The 19148-nt window shown below is 67.7% G+C and carries 19 protein-coding genes; 9 read left to right on the forward strand and 10 right to left on the reverse strand.

Going from position 1 to position 19148, the window contains the following annotated elements; genetic code table 11:
* Positions 1-4: 4 nt before the first annotated feature.
* The 3 genes from pyk to ACTG4X_RS33605 all read right to left on the reverse strand — a co-directional run bounded on the left by pyk (position 5) and on the right by ACTG4X_RS33605 (position 3745).
* On the reverse strand, positions 5-1453 hold the full coding sequence (gene pyk / locus ACTG4X_RS33595) for a pyruvate kinase (RefSeq protein WP_093055398.1): 1449 nt from the start codon (positions 1451-1453) through the stop codon (positions 5-7).
* Positions 1454-1542: 89 nt separating this feature from the next.
* Entirely contained in the window at positions 1543-2748 is a 1206-nt protein-coding gene (locus ACTG4X_RS33600; protein ID WP_097197680.1) for a phosphoglycerate kinase, read from the reverse strand.
* A 91-nt stretch (positions 2749-2839) separates the two neighbouring features.
* Entirely contained in the window at positions 2840-3745 is a 906-nt protein-coding gene (locus tag ACTG4X_RS33605; protein ID WP_097197679.1) for a LysR family transcriptional regulator, read from the reverse strand.
* A gap of 91 nt (positions 3746-3836) precedes the next feature.
* On the opposite strand from ACTG4X_RS33605, the gene ACTG4X_RS33610 reads away from it, so the two are divergent.
* Genes ACTG4X_RS33610 through ACTG4X_RS33635 form a run of 6 tightly spaced genes read left to right on the forward strand, consistent with a single transcriptional unit; the run spans position 3837 to position 9327 of the window.
* A complete protein-coding gene (locus tag ACTG4X_RS33610) occupies positions 3837-4379 on the forward strand; it encodes a VOC family protein (RefSeq protein ID WP_093174341.1) in 543 nt (180 codons plus the stop codon).
* The gene (locus ACTG4X_RS33615) at positions 4372-5493 is read left to right on the forward strand and encodes an alpha/beta hydrolase family protein (RefSeq protein WP_093174343.1); all 1122 of its coding nucleotides are present in this window, start codon (positions 4372-4374) and stop codon (positions 5491-5493) included. Before ACTG4X_RS33610 ends, ACTG4X_RS33615 begins: the two co-directional genes overlap by 8 nt.
* A 7-nt stretch (positions 5494-5500) precedes the next feature.
* Complete coding sequence (locus tag ACTG4X_RS33620) at positions 5501-7150, forward strand: FAD-dependent oxidoreductase (RefSeq protein ID WP_440532963.1); 1650 nt, start codon at positions 5501-5503, stop codon at positions 7148-7150.
* The gene (locus tag ACTG4X_RS33625) at positions 7147-7350 is read left to right on the forward strand and encodes a DUF2783 domain-containing protein (protein WP_093055387.1); all 204 of its coding nucleotides are present in this window, start codon (positions 7147-7149) and stop codon (positions 7348-7350) included. The genes ACTG4X_RS33620 and ACTG4X_RS33625 overlap by 4 nt, the downstream gene beginning before the upstream one ends.
* Positions 7347-8312 (forward strand): MBL fold metallo-hydrolase, encoded by a 966-nt coding sequence (locus ACTG4X_RS33630; RefSeq protein ID WP_440532964.1) that lies wholly within the window; start codon positions 7347-7349, stop codon positions 8310-8312. Before ACTG4X_RS33625 ends, ACTG4X_RS33630 begins: the two co-directional genes overlap by 4 nt.
* Before the next feature lie 40 nt (positions 8313-8352).
* Entirely contained in the window at positions 8353-9327 is a 975-nt protein-coding gene (locus ACTG4X_RS33635) for a Bug family tripartite tricarboxylate transporter substrate binding protein (protein WP_440532965.1), read from the forward strand.
* Positions 9328-9433: 106 nt separating this feature from the next.
* Here the strand turns inward: ACTG4X_RS33635 and ACTG4X_RS33640 are convergent, their stop codons facing one another.
* Genes ACTG4X_RS33640 through def form a run of 5 tightly spaced genes read right to left on the reverse strand, consistent with a single transcriptional unit; the run spans position 9434 to position 12510 of the window.
* Positions 9434-9745 carry an AzlD domain-containing protein gene (locus tag ACTG4X_RS33640; protein ID WP_093055509.1) on the reverse strand — a complete coding sequence of 104 codons (312 nt, stop codon included), beginning with the start codon at positions 9743-9745 and terminating at the stop codon, positions 9434-9436.
* 32 nt (positions 9746-9777) lie between these two features.
* Positions 9778-10518: an AzlC family ABC transporter permease gene (locus ACTG4X_RS33645; RefSeq protein ID WP_093055381.1), complete on the reverse strand. Its 741-nt coding sequence runs from the start codon at positions 10516-10518 to the stop codon at positions 9778-9780.
* A complete protein-coding gene (gene fmt, locus ACTG4X_RS33650) occupies positions 10518-11477 on the reverse strand; it encodes a methionyl-tRNA formyltransferase (RefSeq protein ID WP_440532966.1) in 960 nt (319 codons plus the stop codon). Before fmt ends, ACTG4X_RS33645 begins: the two co-directional genes overlap by 1 nt.
* Positions 11474-11986 carry a hypothetical protein gene (locus ACTG4X_RS33655; protein WP_093055377.1) on the reverse strand — a complete coding sequence of 171 codons (513 nt, stop codon included), beginning with the start codon at positions 11984-11986 and terminating at the stop codon, positions 11474-11476. Before ACTG4X_RS33655 ends, fmt begins: the two co-directional genes overlap by 4 nt.
* Before the next feature lie 5 nt (positions 11987-11991).
* On the reverse strand, positions 11992-12510 hold the full coding sequence (gene def / locus ACTG4X_RS33660; protein ID WP_093055375.1) for a peptide deformylase: 519 nt from the start codon (positions 12508-12510) through the stop codon (positions 11992-11994).
* A 159-nt stretch (positions 12511-12669) separates the two neighbouring features.
* Here def and ACTG4X_RS33665 point away from each other — a divergent pair, with 159 nt between their 5' ends.
* The 3 genes from ACTG4X_RS33665 to ACTG4X_RS33675 are packed head-to-tail and all read left to right on the forward strand — an operon-like array spanning position 12670 to position 15616.
* Entirely contained in the window at positions 12670-13887 is a 1218-nt protein-coding gene (locus ACTG4X_RS33665; protein ID WP_440532967.1) for a LysM peptidoglycan-binding domain-containing protein, read from the forward strand.
* 33 nt (positions 13888-13920) lie between these two features.
* Entirely contained in the window at positions 13921-15063 is a 1143-nt protein-coding gene (gene dprA, locus ACTG4X_RS33670) for a DNA-processing protein DprA (protein ID WP_440532968.1), read from the forward strand.
* 34 nt (positions 15064-15097) lie between these two features.
* A complete protein-coding gene (locus ACTG4X_RS33675; protein WP_093055369.1) occupies positions 15098-15616 on the forward strand; it encodes a DUF494 family protein in 519 nt (172 codons plus the stop codon).
* Between the two features lie 12 nt (positions 15617-15628).
* Here ACTG4X_RS33675 and ACTG4X_RS33680 read toward each other — a convergent pair whose 3' ends face one another.
* Together ACTG4X_RS33680 and secF are read right to left on the reverse strand one after the other, a co-directional pair.
* Positions 15629-18034, reverse strand: a complete 2406-nt coding sequence (locus ACTG4X_RS33680) for a DUF1631 family protein (protein ID WP_440532969.1) — start codon at positions 18032-18034, stop codon at positions 15629-15631.
* A 157-nt stretch (positions 18035-18191) separates the two neighbouring features.
* A complete protein-coding gene (gene secF, locus ACTG4X_RS33685; RefSeq protein WP_440532970.1) occupies positions 18192-19145 on the reverse strand; it encodes a protein translocase subunit SecF in 954 nt (317 codons plus the stop codon).
* Positions 19146-19148: the final 3 nt, after the last annotated feature.

The following is a 19148-nucleotide window of genomic DNA, read 5'->3' on the forward strand; positions in this document are numbered from 1 at the left end:
CGACTCAGCTCGCGCGGCAGATCTTGAGCATGTTGGTGCCGCCAGGGGCACCCATCGGCTCGCCGCAGGTAATGGCGTAGACGTCGCCGCTCTGCACGATGCCGCGCTTCTTCAGATGGTTTTCGGCCTGCTGCAGCGCGGTGTCGCGGTCGCTTTCCGAATCCATCAGCAGCGGGCGCACGTTGCGGTACAGCGCCAGCTTGCGCTGCGTGGCCAGCCGCGAGGTCAGCGCGTACATGGGAATGTGCGCGCGGTGGCGGCTCATCCACAGGATGGTGGAGCCCGACTCGGTCAGCGCCACGATGGCCTTGGCGCCCAGGTGGTGGGCAGTGAACAGCGCGCCCATGGCGATCGACTGGTCGATGCGGCTGTAGGTCTTGCCGCTGAAATCGGCGTCGAGCGTCTTGTCTTCGGCAGCTTCGGCGGCTTCGCAGATACGGCTCATCTCCTGCACGGTCTCGAGCGGGTAGCGGCCCGAGGCGGTCTCGGCCGAGAGCATCACGGCGTCGGTGCCGTCGAGCACGGCGTTGGCCACGTCGCTCACTTCGGCGCGCGTGGGCACGGGGTTGGTGATCATCGACTCCATCATTTGGGTCGCGGTGATCACCACCTTGTCCATGTCGCGCGCCATGCGGATCATTTTTTTCTGCAGCGCCGGCACTGCCGCGTTGCCCACCTCGACCGCGAGGTCGCCGCGCGCGACCATGATGCCGTCACTGGCGCGCAGGATTTCTTCCAGCTTCGGGATGGCTTCAGCGCGTTCGATCTTGGCGATCATGCCGGGCTTGTGGCCGTACTCGGCCGCGGCCACGTTGCACAGCTGGCGCGCCATTTCCATGTCGGTGGCGTTCTTCGGGAAGCTCACGGCCACGTAGTCGGCCTGGAAGCTCATCGCGGTCTTGATGTCTTCCATGTCCTTGGCAGTCAACGCGGGCGCCGTGAGGCCACCACCCTGCTTGTTGATGCCCTTGTTGTTCGACAGCTCGCCGCCCAGCTTGACGGTGGTGTGCACGGCCTCGCCCTTGACGGCGTCGACGGTCAGCACGATGAGGCCGTCGTTCAGCAGCAGCCTGTCGCCGGGCTTCACGTCGCGCGGGAGGTCTTTGTAGTCGAGGCCCACGGCATCGGCGTCGCCGAGTTCGGTGCGCGAGGCGTCGAGCACGAACTTGGCGCCCGGCTCCAGCCAGACCTTGCCCTGCGCGAACTTGCCGACGCGGATCTTGGGGCCCTGCAGGTCGGCCATGATGGCCACTTCGCGGCCGGCCTTGCGGGCGGCTTCGCGCACCATGGCGGCGCGGTCGATGTGGTCTTGCGCAGTGCCGTGGCTGAAGTTCAGCCGCACCACGCTGACCTTGGCCTGGATCATCTTTTCCAGCAATTCGGGGGTGCTGGACGCCGGACCGAGCGTGGCAACGATCTTGGTGGCGTGGCGGGGGATGCGGTCCGTGCTCATGAGGGTAGTCTCCGTTTTGTATTCGCTACTGTATACACTTTGTGTGTCGGACGGAAGTCACCCATGGGTTTTCCCGCGCAGGGCCTTGCTCAACCAGCCGCGCGCTTCGACAGGATCTCGAAGGCCGGCAGGGTCTTGCCTTCCAGCACTTCCAGGAAGGCGCCGCCGCCGGTCGAGATGTAGCCGACCTGCTTTTCGATGCCGTACTTGGCGATGGCCGCCAGCGTGTCGCCGCCGCCGGCGATCGAGAAGGCGCTGCTGTCGGCAATAGCTTGCGCGATGGCCTTGGTGCCATTGGCGAAGGCGTCGAACTCGAACACGCCCACCGGGCCGTTCCAGACGATGGTGCCGGCTTCGCGCAGCTGCGCGGCCAGGATCGCGGCCGTCTTCGGGCCGATGTCGAGGATCAGGTCGTCGTCGGCCACATCGCTTGCGTCCTTGACGGTGGCAGCCGCGTCGGCCGCGAAGGTCTTGGCCGTGACCACGTCCACCGGAATCGGCACGTCGGCGCCGCGCGCGCGCATGGCGTCGATCACCGCCTTGGCCTGGTCGACCAGGTCGGGCTCGGCCAGCGACTTGCCGATCTTCAGGCCGGCCGCCAGCATGAAGGTGTTGGCGATGCCGCCACCCACGATCAGCTGGTCGACGTTGGCCGACAGGCTCTTGAGGATGGTGAGCTTGGTGCTGACCTTGGAGCCGGCCACGATGGCCACCAGCGGCCGCTTGGGTTGCGCCAGCGCCTTGGTGATGGCGTCGATCTCGGCCGCCAGCAGCGGGCCGGCCGCGGCGATCTTCGCGAACTGCGCGATGCCGTAGGTGGTGGCCTCGGCGCGGTGGGCGGTGCCGAAGGCGTCGTTCACGTAGATGTCGGTGAGGGCGGCCAGCTTCTTGGCCAGCGCCTCGTCGTTCTTCTTCTCGCCCTTGTTGACGCGGCAGTTCTCGAGCAGCACGACCTGGCCGGGCTTGACGTCGACGCCGTCGACCCAGTTGGAGACCAGCGGCACTCCATTTTCGTACGGGTGGCCGAGCAGTTCGCCCAGGCGCTTGGCGACGGGGGCAAGCGAGTCTTCGGGTTTGAACTCGCCTTCGGTCGGGCGGCCCAGGTGCGACGTGACCATCACTGCTGCACCAGCGTCGAGCGCCAGCTGGATGCAAGGCACCGAGGCGCGCACGCGCGTGTCTTCGGTGATGTTGCCTGCGTCGTCCTGCGGCACGTTGAGGTCGGCACGGATGAAGACGCGTTGGCCGGCGGCTTTGCCCTGTGCGCAGAGGTCGGTGAATCGAATGACGTTCATGGATCTGGAGGAGGTGGAAGACGGGTCGGCCTGCATTGTAGGTTTGGCCCCACTGCCGCTCTACGCGCCTGTTGCAGCGCTCCGATGCTTTTCAGCCCTTTTGCTGCGCCTTGGCGAAGCTTTCGAGAACGCCGACAAAGCTCGCGGCGGCCGGCGACAGCGAGCGCCGCGCCGCGCTGTAGACGCACACCTCGCGGTGAAAGTCGGGCGATTCGAGCCGCACCATCTGCAGGCCGTGGGCGCGCACCAGCGGCGCGGAATAGGTCGGGCACACCGTGAGCCCCAGCCCCGAGGCCACCATGCCGAGGGCGGTGGTCATGTACGACACCTCCTGCGTGGCGGGGCGCAACATGTAGTCGCGCTCTGCCGGGGCCAGCTCGGGCAGCACGCGCTGGCGAAAGTCACGCGTGGGGGCGATGAAGGTGTACGGCTCGAGCTCGTGCCAGCGAACCTTGCGGCGGTTGGCAAAGGCATGGCCGGGCGGGCAGATCAGCCAGTGCCGGTCGCGCAGCAGCGTTCGGCGCTCGATGGCGCTGTCGACGGCCACGTCCTGCCCCACGGCCAACTCCACATCGCCGGCCGTCACCCCTGCGAGCAGGTTCTCGGGCAGCGTGTCGGTCAGGCGCACATCCACGTCGGGGTACTGCTCGCGGTAGAGCGCGATCACGCGCGGCATCAGCGTGCAGGCCATGAGCTGCGGCGCCGCAAGCCGTAGCAAGCCTTTCTTCTTGTCACGCAAATCCGTGACGCCGGCCACCGCGCTCGTCAGGTCGCCGAGCAGGCGATGCACCGACGGCAAGAACTCGCGCCCCGCCTCCGACAGCTGCACGCTGCGGGTGTTGCGGTCGAGCAGCTGCACACCCATCTCTCGCTCCAACTCACGCACCAGCACGCTGAGCGCCGACTGCGTGAGGTGCAGCTGCTGCGCCGCCGCGGTGAAGCTGCCGGTTTCGGCCACGGCGGCAAAGGCGCGCAACTGGCGCAGGGTGAGATTCATATATACGGTTATTTCATTAATCGATGAATTAATTTCGATTGCATCATAAGACGCGGCATCGCCCAATAACGGCTCACTGGAGACACGAGCCATGCCGATCCCCCCACCCGTGCGCGGGCTGCACCACTTCGCCTGGCGCTGCCGCGACAGCGAGGAAACCCGCCGCTTCTACGAAGACCTGCTGGGCCTGCCGCTGGCCCACGTCATCAAGAGCGACCACGTGCCGAGCACGGGCGAGTACTGCCCCTACGTGCACATCTTTTTCCAGATGCGCGACGGCTCGTACATCGCCTTCTTCGACCTCGGCGACGACATCGCCGCGCTGCCCTCGCCCAACACGCCCTCGTGGGTGAACCACATCGCGCTGCGCGTCGATTCAGTGGCCGACCTGCTGGCGGCCAAGGCGCGGCTCGAAGGCGCGGGCGTCGAGGTACTGGGCGTGACCGACCACCACATCATCGAATCGATCTACTTCTTCGACCCCAACGGCATTCGCGTGGAGCTGACCACGCCGACCGTGCCGCAAACGGAGATGGACGCGCACGCGCTGCGCGCACGCGCCGACCTCGATGCGTGGACCGCGCGCAAGGCCGAACTTCGTGCGACAGCAGCAAAGGGTGCGCCGAATGTCTGAGCTGCAACTCGCCGTCATCGACGTGAAGCCCGGCGCGGCGATGGAGAGCCAGTCGGGTCTGCAGATGCTGCGCCCGCGCATCTACGGCGCCTTCCGCGCGCCGCAAGGCCCGAAAAAGGTCGCCGCCATCGTGATGCATCCGACCAGCAACTTCATGGGCCACTACCTGATCGGCCCGCTGGCCGAGCGCGGCATCTGCTGCATGGGGCTCAACTCGCGCTTCGTGGGCAACGACACGGTGCTGCTGATGGAGCGTGCCATTCAAGACCTGGGCGCCGGCGTGCAGTACCTGCGCGCTGCCGGCTACGAAAAGGTGTTCCTCGTCGGCAACTCGGGCGGCGCGGCGCTCGCGAGCTTCTACCAGGCGCAGGCCGAGAAGCTCACGGCCACGCACCTGCCCGACGGTGACCCCACGCACCTGCACCCGAGCGACCTTCCGCCCGTGGACGGCATCGCGCTGTGCGCCGCGCACCTGGGCCGCACGCGGCTGATGCGCGACTGGATCGACCCGTCGGTCACCGACGAGCACGACCCGCTCTCGGTGAACCCCGAGCTCGACATGTACGACCCGCGCCATCGCGTGCCCTACGACAGCGACTTTCTCGCGCGCTTCAGCGCTGCGCAGAAGGCGCGGCTGGACCGCATCGAGCAATGGGCCATCGACCGGCTTGCCTTGCTGCGCAACACGCCGGGCGCGCCGCGCGACCAGACCTTCATCGTCTATCGCACGCATGCCGATCCGCGCTGCGTGGACCTGTCGCTCGACCCCAACGACCGCCTTCCGGGCAGCGTGTGGGGCGACGCCCGGCAGGTGAACTACTCGGCCAATGCGATGGGGCGTACCACCTCGCTGACGGCGTTTCTCTCGCAATGGTCGTCGCGCTCGCAGGCCGACGGGCCGACAAACCTCGCGCGAACCACGGTGCCGAAACTGCTGCTGACCTACACGGGCGACCAGTCGACCTTTCCGAGCACGCGCGATGCGTGGATGGCCGCGGGCGAGTCGCGCATCCGCAACGTCGACATCGTCGGCGGCAACCACTATCTCGCGGGGCAGCCGGAGCTGATCCCCAAGGCGGCGGACGCCATCGCCGAGTTCGCGCACGCGCTGTAGAAGAGACATGGAAAACTTTGCTTTCGCGCCGGCCTACGAACTGCCGGTCTGGCCCTTCACGCCACCGCCCGAACTGGGCAGCGCGAAGGTCGTGCGCCACCCCATCGTGATCGTCGGTGCCGGCCCCTCGGGCCTCACGCTGGCCTGCGACCTCGCGCAACGCGGCGTGCGCGCCGTGCTGCTCGACGAAGACGACACCGTCGGCGTGCGCGGCGCCTCGTCGCGCGGCATCTGCTATGCGCAGAAGAGCCTGGAGATCTTCGAACGCCTGGGCATCTACGAACGCATCGCCGCCAAGGGCATCACCTGGTCGTTCGGGCGCACCTTCTCCGGCGAGCAGGAGGTCTACAACTTCAACCTGCAGGCCAACAGCGTCTCGAGGCAGCCGCCCTTCATCAACCTGCAGCAGTTCTACGTCGAGTGGTTCCTCGTCGAGCGCATCCTCGAACTCGGGCTGACCGACCTGCGCTGGAAGAGCCGCGTGACGCGCGTCGAGCAACTGGCCGATGGCGTGCGCCTGGACATCGAAACGCCCGCCGGCAGCTACACCATCGAGGCGGACCGGCTGATCGACGCGACGGGCGCCAACAGCCCGATCCGCACGCAGCTCGGCATCGAGGCGCACGCGTCGCGCAGCACCGACCGCTGGTGCATCAGCGACGTGCGCTTCAGGAAGCCGCTGCCGACCGAGCGCTGGACCTGGGTCGATGCGCCCTTCAACGAAGGCCGCGGCGTGTGGCAGCACCTGATGGCCGACGGCGTGTGGCGCATCGACTACCAGATGCCCGAAGACTGCGACACGGCCTATATCAGCCAGCCCGAAGTGGCGGGCGCGCGGTTGCGCGAGCAACTCGGGCCGGACGTGGAGTTCGAGTTCGTGTGGATCGGGCCGTACGGCTACCGCGACCATCTGCTCGACAGCTTCCGGCATGGCCGCGTGTTCTTGATCGGCGATGCGGCGCATGTGGTGAGTCCGTTCGGTGCGCGCGGGGGCAACAGCGGCATCCAGGATGCGGCAAACCTCGGCTGGAAGCTCGCGCTCGTCGCTCAAGGCAAAGCGGACGATGCGCTGCTAGATAGCTACGACGCCGAGCGCCAGCCCGCCGCGCAGCAGAACCTGCAGGTGACGAGCCGGTCGGCACGCTTCCTGGCGCCGCGCTCGCCGGCCGAGCACACGCTGCGCCGCGCCGTGGTAGCGCTGGCGGCCCGCCATCCGTTTGCGCGGGCGCTGGTGAACACCGGGCGCATGTCGGTCGCCAACGACTACCCCGCCGCGCCGCTGCTACCCGAGGGCGCGCGTTCGGTGCAGAACCTGCCGCTGCGCTGGGCCGATGGCCGCGAGACGACGCTGATGCAGCTGCTGTCCGAAGGCACGCACTGCATCGGCCTCTGGTTCGCGCCGACGCGCGAGCAGGCGAAGGCGGCCCTCGACGCCACGGCGTCGCTGCCGCTGCACCTGCTGGCCGTGGGCGGCGACAGCGGCCTGCCCACGCTGCAGGCCGACGACAGGCTCGCGAGCCATCTCGGCATCGGCGATGCGGGCAGCTTTGCTCTCGTGCGGCCCGACGCCTATCGCGCCGCCGTGCTGGCGAATGCCACGCCGGAAATCATCGCCTCCGCCTTGCGCACCGCGCTGGGCCACGACAGCAACCCATGATCACCGAGCCCCGCATTCCGGACCCCGATGGCTTCTACGCGGCCCTGCTCGCCGCGCACGAAGGCCGCACCGACGCGCAGAGCGCCGACCTCAACGCCCGCCTCGTGCTGCTGCTGGCCAACCAGTGCGCCGACCAAGACGTGCTGCTCGCCTGCATCCGCGCAGCCGCCGAAGACACCACGACAACAACCGCCCCATGACCACTTCCGTCTCTTTCGCCTCTGCGTCCGACACCCGCGAGCAGAAGCCGCAACTGCGCGAGCTCGCGCCTGACGTCTACGGCTACATCAGCGACTTCGACCCCAACTGCGGCTTCGTCGTCGGCGACGAGCAGGTGGTGCTGATCGACACGCGCCCCACGCCGCGCATGGCGCGCGACTTTCTCGCGGCCATCCGCACGGTGACCGACAAGCCCATCCGCACCATCGTGCTCACGCACTACCACGCAGTGCGCGTGATGGGCGCAAGCGCCTTCGACGAAGTGAAGGACATCATCGCGAGCAACGGCACGCTCTACTGGATCCGCACGCGCGGCCAGGCCGATTTCGATTCGGAGGTCGGCCGCTTTCCGCGCCTGTTCGCCGGCGTCGAGGAGATTCCGGGCCTGACCCTTCCGACGAAGGTCTTCGAGCGCGAGATGACGCTGCAGCTCGGCAGTGGCCGCGAATTGCATCTGAAGGCGCTGGGCCGCGGTCACTCGGGCGGCGACACCGTCGCATGGCTGCCCGACTGCGGCGTGCTGTTCTCGGGCGACGTGGTCGAGAACCGCTGCGGCGTGTACGCGGGCGACGCCTACATCGGCGACTGGGCCGGCACGCTCGACGCGGTGGCGGCGCTGAAGCCGCGCATGCTGGTGCCCGGGCGCGGCGCGGTGCTGCAGGACGAAGCCGCATGCGCCGAGGCCATCGGCCTGACCAAGGCATTTCTCTCGACGCTGCTCGACAGCGTGAAGGCCGGCATCGCCGCAGGCGACACGCTCAAGGGCTGCTTTGCGCGCGCCGAAGCGGCGATGACGCCGCGCTTCGGCGACTGGCCCGTGTTCCAGCACGTGCTGCCCTTCGACGTCTCGCGCGCGTACGACGAACTGCGCGGCATCGAGCACCCCGTGGTGTGGACCGCCGAGCGCGACCGCGAGCTCTGGCAGACGCTGCGCGGCGAATGACCTGAACCGATTTCAAAACAAGCAACGGAGACAAGAGACGATGAAGCGATTCCTTCTGCCCCTGCTGAGCGCAGCCCTCACGCTGGCCAGCAGCCTTGCGTCGGCGCAGCCGGCCGCCTACCCCAGCCAGCCCGTCAAATGGATCGTGCCCTACGTGGCCGGCGGCGGCACCGACAACCTGGCGCGCACGCTGGCCGAAGCGATGCAGCCTTCGCTCGGGCAGCCGCTCATCATCGACAACCGGCCCGGCGCGTCCACCAACATCGGCGTGTCCGTGATGATGCAGGCCAAGCCTGACGGCTACACGATCATGCAGGCCGAGAACGCGGCGCTGCTCTTCAACGAGCACATGTTCGCCAAGCTGCCGTACAAGCCTGCGAGCGACTTCACCTACATCGGCACCATCGGCCGCTTTCCGGTGGCGCTGGTGGTGCACCCCGACTTCCCCGCGAAGAACGTGGCCGAGTTCGTGCGCTACGTGAAGGCCAACCCCGACAGGGTGAGCTACGCCTCGCCCGGCAACGGCTCGCCGCACCACATGGCGATGGAGCTCTTCAAGCAGAAGGCCGGCCTGACGATCACGCACGTGCCGTACAAGGGCGCCGCGCCCGCCATGACCGATGTGATGGGCGGCCAGGTGCCGACGATGATGCTGGACCTGGCCTCGGGCCTGCCGATCATCAGGTCGGGCAAGGTGCGGGTGCTGGCCATAGCGCTGCCGCAGCGCGCGAGCGCCCTGCCCGAGGTGCCGACCTTCGTCGAGGCTGGTTTCAGCGACGTCAACGCCTACGCCTTCCACGGCCTGATCGGCCCGGCCGGCATGCCGCCCGAAACGGTGGCGCGGCTCAACGGCGAACTGCACAAGGCGATGAAGGCGCCGAAGGTGGTGAAGCTGTTCGCGGACTTCGGCTTCGAGGCGCTGCCCGGAACACCGCAGGATTTCTACAAGCTGTCTCGCGCCGAGAGCGAGCGCTGGGGCAAGATCATTGCGGCCGCCGGCGTGAAGCTGGATTGACGAGCCACGGGCCCCCCCGGCTTTTCACTTCGCTTCGCTGCGTGTAACTCCATCCCCCAAGGGGGAGGCGCGGCCCGCCTTGGGGCGGCCCGGCGGCGGCCGCCCGTTACCAGCCCAGGCCGAGGTGCAGCGGCAGGTACACCGCCATGCCGGCCAGCATGGTGCCCAGCACGCCGCGACGCCAGTAGAAGTAAGCCGCGCCGACGACCGCCGCATAGAGGCGGGCGTCGTGCAGCGTGGTGATGAGATGGCCCTGCGTCATGACGATCTCGGGCGCGATCACGCCCGCGAGCGCGGCGGCCGGCGCGTAGTGCAGCGCGCGGTGCGCCCACTCGGGCAGGCCCCAGGGCCGGTCGAGGATGAAGAAGAAGCAGCGCGTGAGCACGGTGACGAGCGCCAGCCCGACGATCACGCCCATGGTCCACCAGTCGGTGGTCGCGCTCGCGCCGCTCACTTGTCGTCCTCCGCGGTGGGGTCGAGGCCGAACTGCTTTTCGAGCCAGAAGCACAGCAGCACGGCCACGCCGATGGCGACCACGATGTTGAGCTTCAGCGGCAGCGAGTAAGCCGCGACGGCAGTGGCGCCGGCAATCAGCGCGGCCAGCACGCGCAGGCGCGTCGTTGCCATCGAGCAGACGATGGCTACCAGGCTCAGCACGCCAGCAAAGCTCAGGCCCCAGGTCTGCGGAATGAAGTTGGCCAGCGCCACGCCCAGCAGGCTCATGCCCATCCAGGCGCCCCACGTCACGAAGTAATTGCCGGTGAGGTAGGCCTCTTGCGACTCCTGCTCGGCGATGGTCAGCGGCGGCTTCGGGTACTTCTTCGTGAAGAGCGCGTAGCTCATGTCGGCCGTGAGGTAGCCGTGCGTCATGCGGCGCCAGCGCGGCATGTGCATGAGGTAGGGCCGCAGATGCAGGCTGAACACCACGAAGCGCAGGTTGACGCAGAAGCCCGTGGCCAGGATCACCCAGGCGGGGGCGCCCGCGAACAGCAGCGGAATCGCCGCCAGCTGCGAGCTGCCCGCGTACACAAGCAGCGTCATCGCCAGCGCCTCGACCGTGCTCATGTTCGACTTGACCATGGCCACGCCGGTCATGAGCCCCCACGCGCCGATGCCCATCGCCACCGGGGACATGTCGCGCATGCCGACGCGGAATTCAGGGCGGCTGCGGATGCTTTTCGAGAGAAACATCAGCCGAACACCTGCCCGGGCTTCAGGTCGAAGCCGCGCAGGAAATCGGCCACGGGCAGGCGCTTGCCGCCCGGACGCTGGAGTTCGGTGACGTTCACGACCGAGCCGGCGGCCGCGACGGCCACGCCGGCATCGCTGACGGCCAGGATCGTGCCCGGCGCGGCGGACGCCTCGGGCGAACCCGCAGCGTGCGCGGCCCAGAGCTTGACGGTCTCGCCGTCGAGCGGGCTGTTGGCCCCCGGGAACGGGTCGAAGGCACGGATGCGGCGCACGATGGCGTCGGCCGGCTGAGCCCAGTCGATCAGCGCTTCGTGCTTCTCGACCTTGTTGGCATAGGTGACGCCTTCGGCGGGCTGCGGCGTGCGAGTGAGCGTACCGATGTGCGCCAGCGCCTCGACGATCATCTTTCCGCCCAGATCGGCCAGGCGGTCGTGCAGGCGCGCGGTGTTGTCGTCGCTGCCGATGTCGACGGTCTCGCGCAGCAGCATGTCGCCGGTGTCGAGGCCGGCGTCCATCTGCATGATGGTGATGCCGGTCTGGGCGTCGCCCGCCTCGATGGCGCGGTGGATGGGCGCAGCGCCGCGCCAGCGCGGCAGCAGGCTCGCGTGGATGTTGAGGCAGCCGTGCGCCGGCAGGTCGAGCACCCACTGGGGCAGGATCAGGCCATAGGCCGCGACCACCATCACGTCGGGCCTGGCGGCCAGCAGGGTGTCGCGTGCAGCCGAAGCCTCGTCGGGGTACTTGCCGTCCAGTCGCAGGCTGCGCGGCTGGGCCACGGGCCAGTTGTTGGCAACGGCACACTGCTTGACGGGGGAGGCCTGCAGCTTCATGCCGCGGCCGGCGGGGCGGTCGGGCTGGCTCATCACCAGCACGATGTCATGGCCGGCGGCGGCAATGGCTTCCAGCGCGACGCGCGCGAACTCGGGCGTGCCCGCAAAAACGACTCTGAGGCGGCTCAATCCCGGATCCGATCGAAATCGAGATCGTCCCCCGTGTGATAGCGCCGGACCACGCCGGTCGGATCGATGTAGATGTACAGCATGCGGCGCTCGTTCACGGCCTTGTAGCGCCAGGTCCAGACCGCGCCGTCAAAGGAGCTGACACGGGTGATTTCATAGGGACGGCCATAGAAGGCCATCACGTCGTTCTGGCGCCACTGGTTGACCTTGATGTCGTAGCCGAAGCGCGCTTCGCTGAGCACCTGCGTCACCGAGACAACCTTGCCCGAGGCGTCGACGTCGATGTCGGTGACCTCGAAGCCGGCCGGCATGCGCGAGTACTGCAGCCGCTCGCCACCACCAGTGAGCGGGTAGCGGCCGGTGGGGGCGCCCAGGCGCTGCAGGGTGTCGGCGGCGGTGGCACCGGGTTGCACGCGCGTGGGTTCGTTGGCGCAGCCGGCAATGAGCCCCAGCCCGGCGACCGCGAAGACCCCCAGTGCCGCAAGGGAGCCGAAGCGCCGTGCCGCCATGGCGTTCAAGCCCGTTCTCGCATGTCTTCGCGCTGCTGCTTCAGCAGCTTGCTCTTGATGCGGTTGCGCTTCAGGGGCGAGAGGTATTCGACGAACACCTTGCCCAGCAGGTGGTCGAGTTCGTGCTGGATGCACACGGCCAGCAGGCCGTCGGCCTCGATGCTGCGCGATTCGCCGTTCTCGTCGAGCGCCTGCACCTTGACCGATGTCGAGCGCATCACGCCGTCGTAGATGCCGGGCACCGAGAGGCAGCCTTCTTCGTTCAGCACCTTTTCGTCGCTGGCCCAGGTGATTTCGGGGTTGATCAGCACGATCGGCTGGTTACGCTCCTCGGACACGTCGATGACGACGAGGCGCTCGTGCACGTCGACCTGGGTCGCTGCCAGGCCGATGCCGTTGGCGTCGTACATGGTTTCCAGCATGTCGGCGACCAGGGTCTTGATGCGCGCGTCGACGCCTTGCACCGGCTTGGCCACGGTGTGCAGGCGTTTGTCCGGGTAACTCAGAATGATTCGTTTGGCCATGAAATCGGGGGAAAGTTGTGGCTATTTTCGCCAATTCCGCGACGTGACGCGCCATCTGGCCCCGAAAACGTTGCCCTCCCAAGGGGTTCAGCGCAGAATTCGTAGCAAATTGTGAGATTCGTATGCGCAGCGATACGTCGCGCGCTCACCCATCCAGACATGAAAAAGCTCAGACTCACCGACCGCCAGCGCCCCTCCCTCCTTGCCACGCTGACAGCCCTGGCGGTGATCGGCAGTTGCGGCGCCACGACAGCCTGGGCTCAAAACTACCCCGTCACGCCGCAACAGCGCGCCACCGCCCAGCAGACCGCCCAGGCCGGCGTGCCGCTGAACGAACTGTCGCCCAAGGCGCCCGACGAATACACCGTCAAGTCCGGCGACACGCTCTGGGCCATCTCCCGCCTCTACCTGCTGCACCCCTGGCGCTGGCCGGAGCTGTGGGGGATGAACATCAATGAAATCGCCAACCCGCACCGGATCTATCCGGGCCAGGTGCTCTACCTGGACAAGAGCGGTGGCCGCGCCCGCCTGACCACCCGCCGCGGCGGCTTCAGCGGCGACGGCGGAACCATCAAGCTGTCACCTCGCACCCGTTTCGACTCGCTGGCCGGCATGGCACTGCCCACGCTCAACCCGAGCATCATCGAGCCCTTCCTCAGCGAACCCATCGTGGTCGACGCCGGCACGCTGGAAAGCGCCCCGCGCATCGTTGCGGGCAACGACAGCCGCGTGCTGCTGTCGCGCGGCGACCGGGCCTATGCCCGCGGCAACGCCGAATCGCCGCTGGTCGAGACACCGGGCCCGGTGCAGAACTTCCGCATCTTCCGCAACGCCACGCCGCTGAAGGACCCGGGCACGGGCGAAATCCTCGGCTACGAGGCGCAGTACCTGGGCAAGGCCCGGCTGCAGCGCGGCGAGTCGACCACCGTCGAAACGGTGGAAGACAAGGACGTCATCACCGTGGTGCCGGCCAGCATCGACATCATCGCGTCGCGCGAGGAAATGCGCGCCGGCGACCGCCTGCTGCCCGAGCCGCCGCGCCAGCTGCTGAGCTACGTGCCGCGCGCACCGTCGACGCAGGTCGACGGCCGCATCATCTCGGTCTACGGCAACGCGGTGCAGTTCGCGGCGCAGAACCAGGTGGTGGCCATCAACAAGGGCACGCGCGACGGCATCGACAACGGCCACGTGCTGGCCATCCTGAAGAACGGCGAGACCATCCTCGACCGCACCGGCACCCGCAAGGAAACCATCAAGCTGCCGAACGAACGCATCGGCCTGCTGATGGTGTTCCGCACCTTCGAGAAGGTTTCGTACGCGCTGGTGCTCGAAATCAACGACACTCCGCGCGCCGGCGACTTCCTCGTCAATCCCTGACCTGCGACTCCGGCTTTCCTTCTCGACACTCGTTTGGAACGCGCAGAACTCGCAGGCTGGCTGCGACTTTCGCTGACGCCCGGCATCGGTGACGGTGCCGCGCGCCGTTTGCTTGCGGCCTTTGGCCTGCCTGAGGGCGTCTTCGCGCAGCCGCATGCCGCGCTGCGCGAGGTCGTCTCCTCTGCGCAGGCCGAGGCGCTGCTGCAACCGCCCGTAGGCCTGCAGACGCAGATCGACCAGACCTGGCAGTGGCTCCACACGACCGACAACGGTGTCTCGCGCCGTGTCGTGACGCCGGGCGATGCCAGCTACCCGGCCTCGCTGCTCGAAACGGCCGACCCGCCGTTGATGCTCTACGTGGTCGGCGCCGCCGGCTTCGACCTCACGCAGCTCGGCCACAGCATCGCCGTGGTGGGCAGCCGCAATCCAACGCCGCAGGGCGCGACCAATGCGCGCAGTTTCGCGCGGGCGCTGGGCGAGGCGGGGCTGCCCGTGGTCTCAGGACTGGCGCTGGGCGTCGACGGCGCGGCGCACCAGGGCGCGCTCGATGCGGCCGGCGACGCCCCGCGGCTCGCGACGGTGGCCGTGGTGGGCACCGGGCTCGACCGCGTCTACCCCGCGCGGCACCGCGACCTGGCGCACCGCATCACGCTGCAAGGGCTGATCGTGAGCGAGCTGCCGCTGGGCACGCCGCCCCTCACGCAGAATTTTCCGAAGCGCAACCGGCTCATCGCCGGGCTGGCGCGCGGCACGCTGGTGGTCGAGGCGGCGCTGCAGTCGGGCTCGCTGATCACCGCGCGGCTCACGTCGGAGCAGGGCAAGGAAGTGTTCGCCATTCCGGGCTCGATCCATTCGCCGCAATCGCGCGGCTGCCACGCGCTGATCCGCCAGGGCGCAAAGCTCGTGGAGTCGGTGAGCGACATCCTCGAAGAACTTCCGCCCCTCGGGGCACCAGCTGCGGCCGCGCCCTCTGCCGGCAACGGGCACCCTGCTGCTGCCGCCACTAAAGACCCGCTGCTGGAGGCCCTCGGTTTCGACCCCGTCAGCCTCGACGCACTGAGCGCGCGCACCGGATGGAGTGCGGCCGCGCTGCAGGCGAAGATGCTCGAACTCGAGCTGGAAGGCCATATCTCACGCCTGCCGGGCGGACTCTTCCAGCGAGCAGCTTCCACCTAGTCTGGATTGCACGAACGTCGGCTATATTGGGCTCATGTTCGAAGTGCTTGTTTTTGTGTACGAAAACTATTGGCGCGGCGATGCCTGCCCAGAGCCGGAGCAACTGGGCCGCAAGCTCAGTGCACACGGCTTCGAGGCAGAAGAAATCCGCGAGGCCCTTCACTGGCTCGACGGCCTCAGCCTTGCAACGCAAGGCATGCAGATCGAACGCAGCGCCAACGACGAGGCCAGCGCCACGGTCATTCTTCGGGGCACACCCGAAGCGGCAATGCCCCAATCTGACGACGCGATGCGCGTCTATTCGCAGGCCGAGCAGGAACACCTTGGCGCCGAATGCCTCGGCTTCATCCGCTTTCTCGAATCGTCGAACGTGCTGCCCTGCGGCCTGCGCGAGATCGTCGTTGAGCGCGCAATGGCCGCGCCTGGCGACCCGGTGGCGCTCGACGAACTGAAGATCATCGTGTTGATGGTGCACTGGAGCACTGGCATCGAGCCCGATGCGCTGGTGCTCGACGAACTGTGCGAAAGCCGCGAAGGCCGCACGGCTCACTGACCAGGCTCGCCGCTAGTTCAGCAGCCGTTCCGGGTTGGCATCCAGCTTCGCCAGCGCCTCGCGCGTGGCGCGCACCGTGAGCGTTTCTTCTTCCGCCGGCACCAGCAGACCCGCCTGCAGGTAGGTTGCGAGCCGGCCGGCTTGAATGAGGAAGCTGCGCCCGTCCGACGTCGCGAACAGATGCAGTTGCTTGCGCTCGCTGCGCCAGACGAACTGCACCTGGCTCACGCGGTCGTTATGGTCGAGCATGAACCAGTTGCCCACCTGCAGCTCGTGCGCCCAGGCAATCATGTCCTCGGGCACCCTGGTGCCGGCGGCGTCCGGAATGACTTCGATCGACGCTGCATCCACGCCCAGCAGCAGTTCGATGCTGTGGGCATCGAGCGGCAGGTCGGCGGTACCGCCCACGTCGCTCACGAAGTCCTCCAGGTGCGCCAGCCGCTCGGCCATCGCCTCGATCTTGGCCTGCGGAATGGCTTCGGTCTTCGACAGGAAGGCGTCGGACAGCGTGGCGCCGATGGTCTTGATGTGGGCTTCCTGCGGCTCGTCGACGATGCCCAGCAGCGCCATGCCCTGGCGCAGGCGCTGCAGCAGCTGCGGCAGGTCCTGGATGACGCGGGCGCGGTCGGTGCGGTTGGGCTTGGCGCTCGCGGCCCACACCAGCTCGGAGGCCACTCGCTTGAGCATGACGGTCTGCTCGCCCTGCGCGCCGTAGCGCAGCGCGGCAATGGCCAGCACCTCGGCCCAGATCTTGAAGAGAAACTCGCGGATCTCGTCGCGCACCGGCATGTCGTTGAGCATCTTGCGCAACTCGATGGTGTACTGGATCGCCATCGTTTCCTTCTGCTCGACCTGCTGCGCCACGCTCATCACGCGCTGCGTGGTGTCGCTCTGCGTCAGGTAGCGGTTGAGGAAGGCGACGAATTCGTCGAACACCAGCTTGAACACGCGCTGGCCGGTTTCGGGGTATTGCTCGATCACCTGCACCACGCGGCGGATCTCGCCTTCGAGCGCGCTGCCGGTGATGGCGGCCGCGTCGAAGCCCATGACGCACGAGCCCATGCGGTCGATCAGCATGCGTGCGGGGTGCTGCAGGGTGCCGAAGAACTCGGGCTCGGCGATGGCCACGCGCAGCACGGGCATCTGCAGGCGCGCGAACCACACGCGCGCCGAAAACGGAATGCGCTCCTCGGCCAGGATGGCCTGGAACATCAGCGCCACGATCTCGACCGTGGCCTTGTCGGCCGTGGTGGGCGCGCGTTTCTTGAGCTCGGTGCTGCGCCGGCGCAGGTCGACTGCCGTCTGCTGGATCAGCGTGGCCTGTTCGGCGGCGCCGTCCATGTACTGCGTGGCAGCCATCCGGTAGGCGACCTCGGCGTCGGCGATGGCGCCGGCGAAGGTCCTGGAGAACACGCGGGGCGCCGCAATGCCGCCGCCCTGGCCCGGTTGGCCGCTGCCACCCGTGGCGCGCCCTTCCGCGCCCGCCGTCTGGAACTGTGCGGCGGAGCCGCCCGCCTCGCCGCCGATGCGCGCCGTCACGAAGCGCTTGAGGCTCAGCAGCGCGGTCTGCGCTCGCTGCCGCGCAATTGAGAGCGGCGAGCCGCCGGTGGTCGACGCGGGCGCCGCGGCCACGGTCGACGGCACGGATGCCTGCTGTCCTCCGAATCCATAACCAGGCCGCTGCGCGCTGTGGGGTCCGCCAGAGGACATGCCGCTGTCCACCGGCGCGGCGCCCGATCCACCACCGCTGCCACCGCCGCCGCCCGCACTGCCAGTGCGACGGACGAAGCTCTTGAGGTCGATCTCCTGCATCACGCCGTTGGCGATCAGGTAGGCATTGGCGCTCTCGTAGGCCTTGACGACCACCTCGACCAGACCCTGCTGCACCGTGTCCTGCACGCGGGTCCAGAGCCCGCGGCTCAGGCCGACCGCCAGCCATTGCTCGACCAGCAGCTTGGCCAGCGTCTCGGGCTTGAGCACGTCCTTGGCGTCGAGTTCGGTGGTGCCTTCGAGGTGCTGGATGCGCAGGCGCAGATCGCTGAGTTCGAAGCTGGCCTTGTCGTGGATCAGCTGCGCGAGGCGCGAGGAGAGGATGTTGCTTTCCACCACTTCGTCGCCGATCAGCTCGAGCCGCAGCGCCGAAGGCAGCGTCGACGGACTGCCGGAGCCGGCGCCCAGCGCCTTGCGCCAGCCGGTCTGCGAGAGCGTCACCCACTGCGTGGCCTGTCCCTGGAATGCGACGAAGTCGTCGCGGTTTTCCTGCATGGAGCGGGCGGTGCCGGCCTCGGAGGACAGCGACGTCAGCCGGTCCCGGATCGCGCGCGCCAGCGGCGCAATGGCGCCTTCCGTGGCCAATACGAAACGCTCACGCGTCTCGCGTGCGAGCTGCAGGGAAGAGGCGGACCGCGCAATGCTCATTGAAAAGTCGGAAAGGCCTGGGTGATCGATTCATCGGCAACAACCGCGAGCTTGCATCGGGAAGCGCTACCGCACAAGTGCGAAGAGTACCCGGCGTTGCCTGCAGACCGCGGTGGCAGCACTGCCGCCACCGCTTTGTTGAACCCCGAAGTATCCGTCAGACCACGGCGCCGGCGTTCGGGTCGTCTTCGGACTCGCCGTCGCGCTTGGCCGGGCCGCCCTTGATCAGGTCTTCACGCTTCACGCCGAGCCACATGGCGATTGCCGCCGCCACGAAGGCCGACGAGTAGATGCCGAAGCAGATGCCGATGGTCAGCGCCAGCGCAAAGTAGTGCAGGGTCGGGCCGCCGAAGAAGAACATCGACAGCACCACCAGCTGGGTGGAGCCGTGGGTGATGATGGTCCGGCTGATGGTCGAGGTGATCGCGTTGTCGATGATCTCGGTGGTCGACATCTTCCGGTAGCGGCGGAAGTTCTCGCGGATCCGGTCGAAGATCACGACCGACTCGTTCACCGAATACCCCAGCACCGCCAGCACCGCCGCCAGCACCGCCAGCGAGAACTCCCACTGGAAGAAGGCGAAGAAGCCCAGGATGATCACCACGTCGTGCAGGTTGGCCAGCACGGTAGCCAGCGCAAACTTCCATTCGAAGCGGAACGCCAGGTAGATCATGATGCCGACGACCACCATGGCCAGGGCCTTCAGGCCGTTGGTGGTGAGCTCATCGCCGACCTGCGGGCCGACGAATTCGTTGCTGCGCAGTTCCACCGTCGGCTCGACCGCCTTCAGCGCGGTCATCACCTCGGCGCTCTGCTGGGCGGAAGTTGCGCCCTTCTTCACAGGCAGGCGGATCTGCACCGACTTGCCGAAGCTCTGCACCTGCACTTCGGTGTAGCCCAGCGTGCCGACGATTTCGCGGACCTTGCCGACATCGGCCGACTGCGTGTAGGCGACCTCCATCACCGTGCCGCCGGTGAACTCCACCGACAGGTGCAGCCCGCGGTGGAGCAGGAAGAACACCGCCAGGGCGAAGGTGACGAAGGAAACGATGTTCAGCACCAGCGCGTGGCGCATGAACGGGATGGTCTTGTGGATGCGGAAGAATTCCATGAC

Source organism: Variovorax sp. YR566 (genome assembly GCF_051992195.1).
In the GTDB taxonomy this organism is placed as follows: Bacteria; Pseudomonadota; Gammaproteobacteria; order Burkholderiales; family Burkholderiaceae_C; genus Variovorax.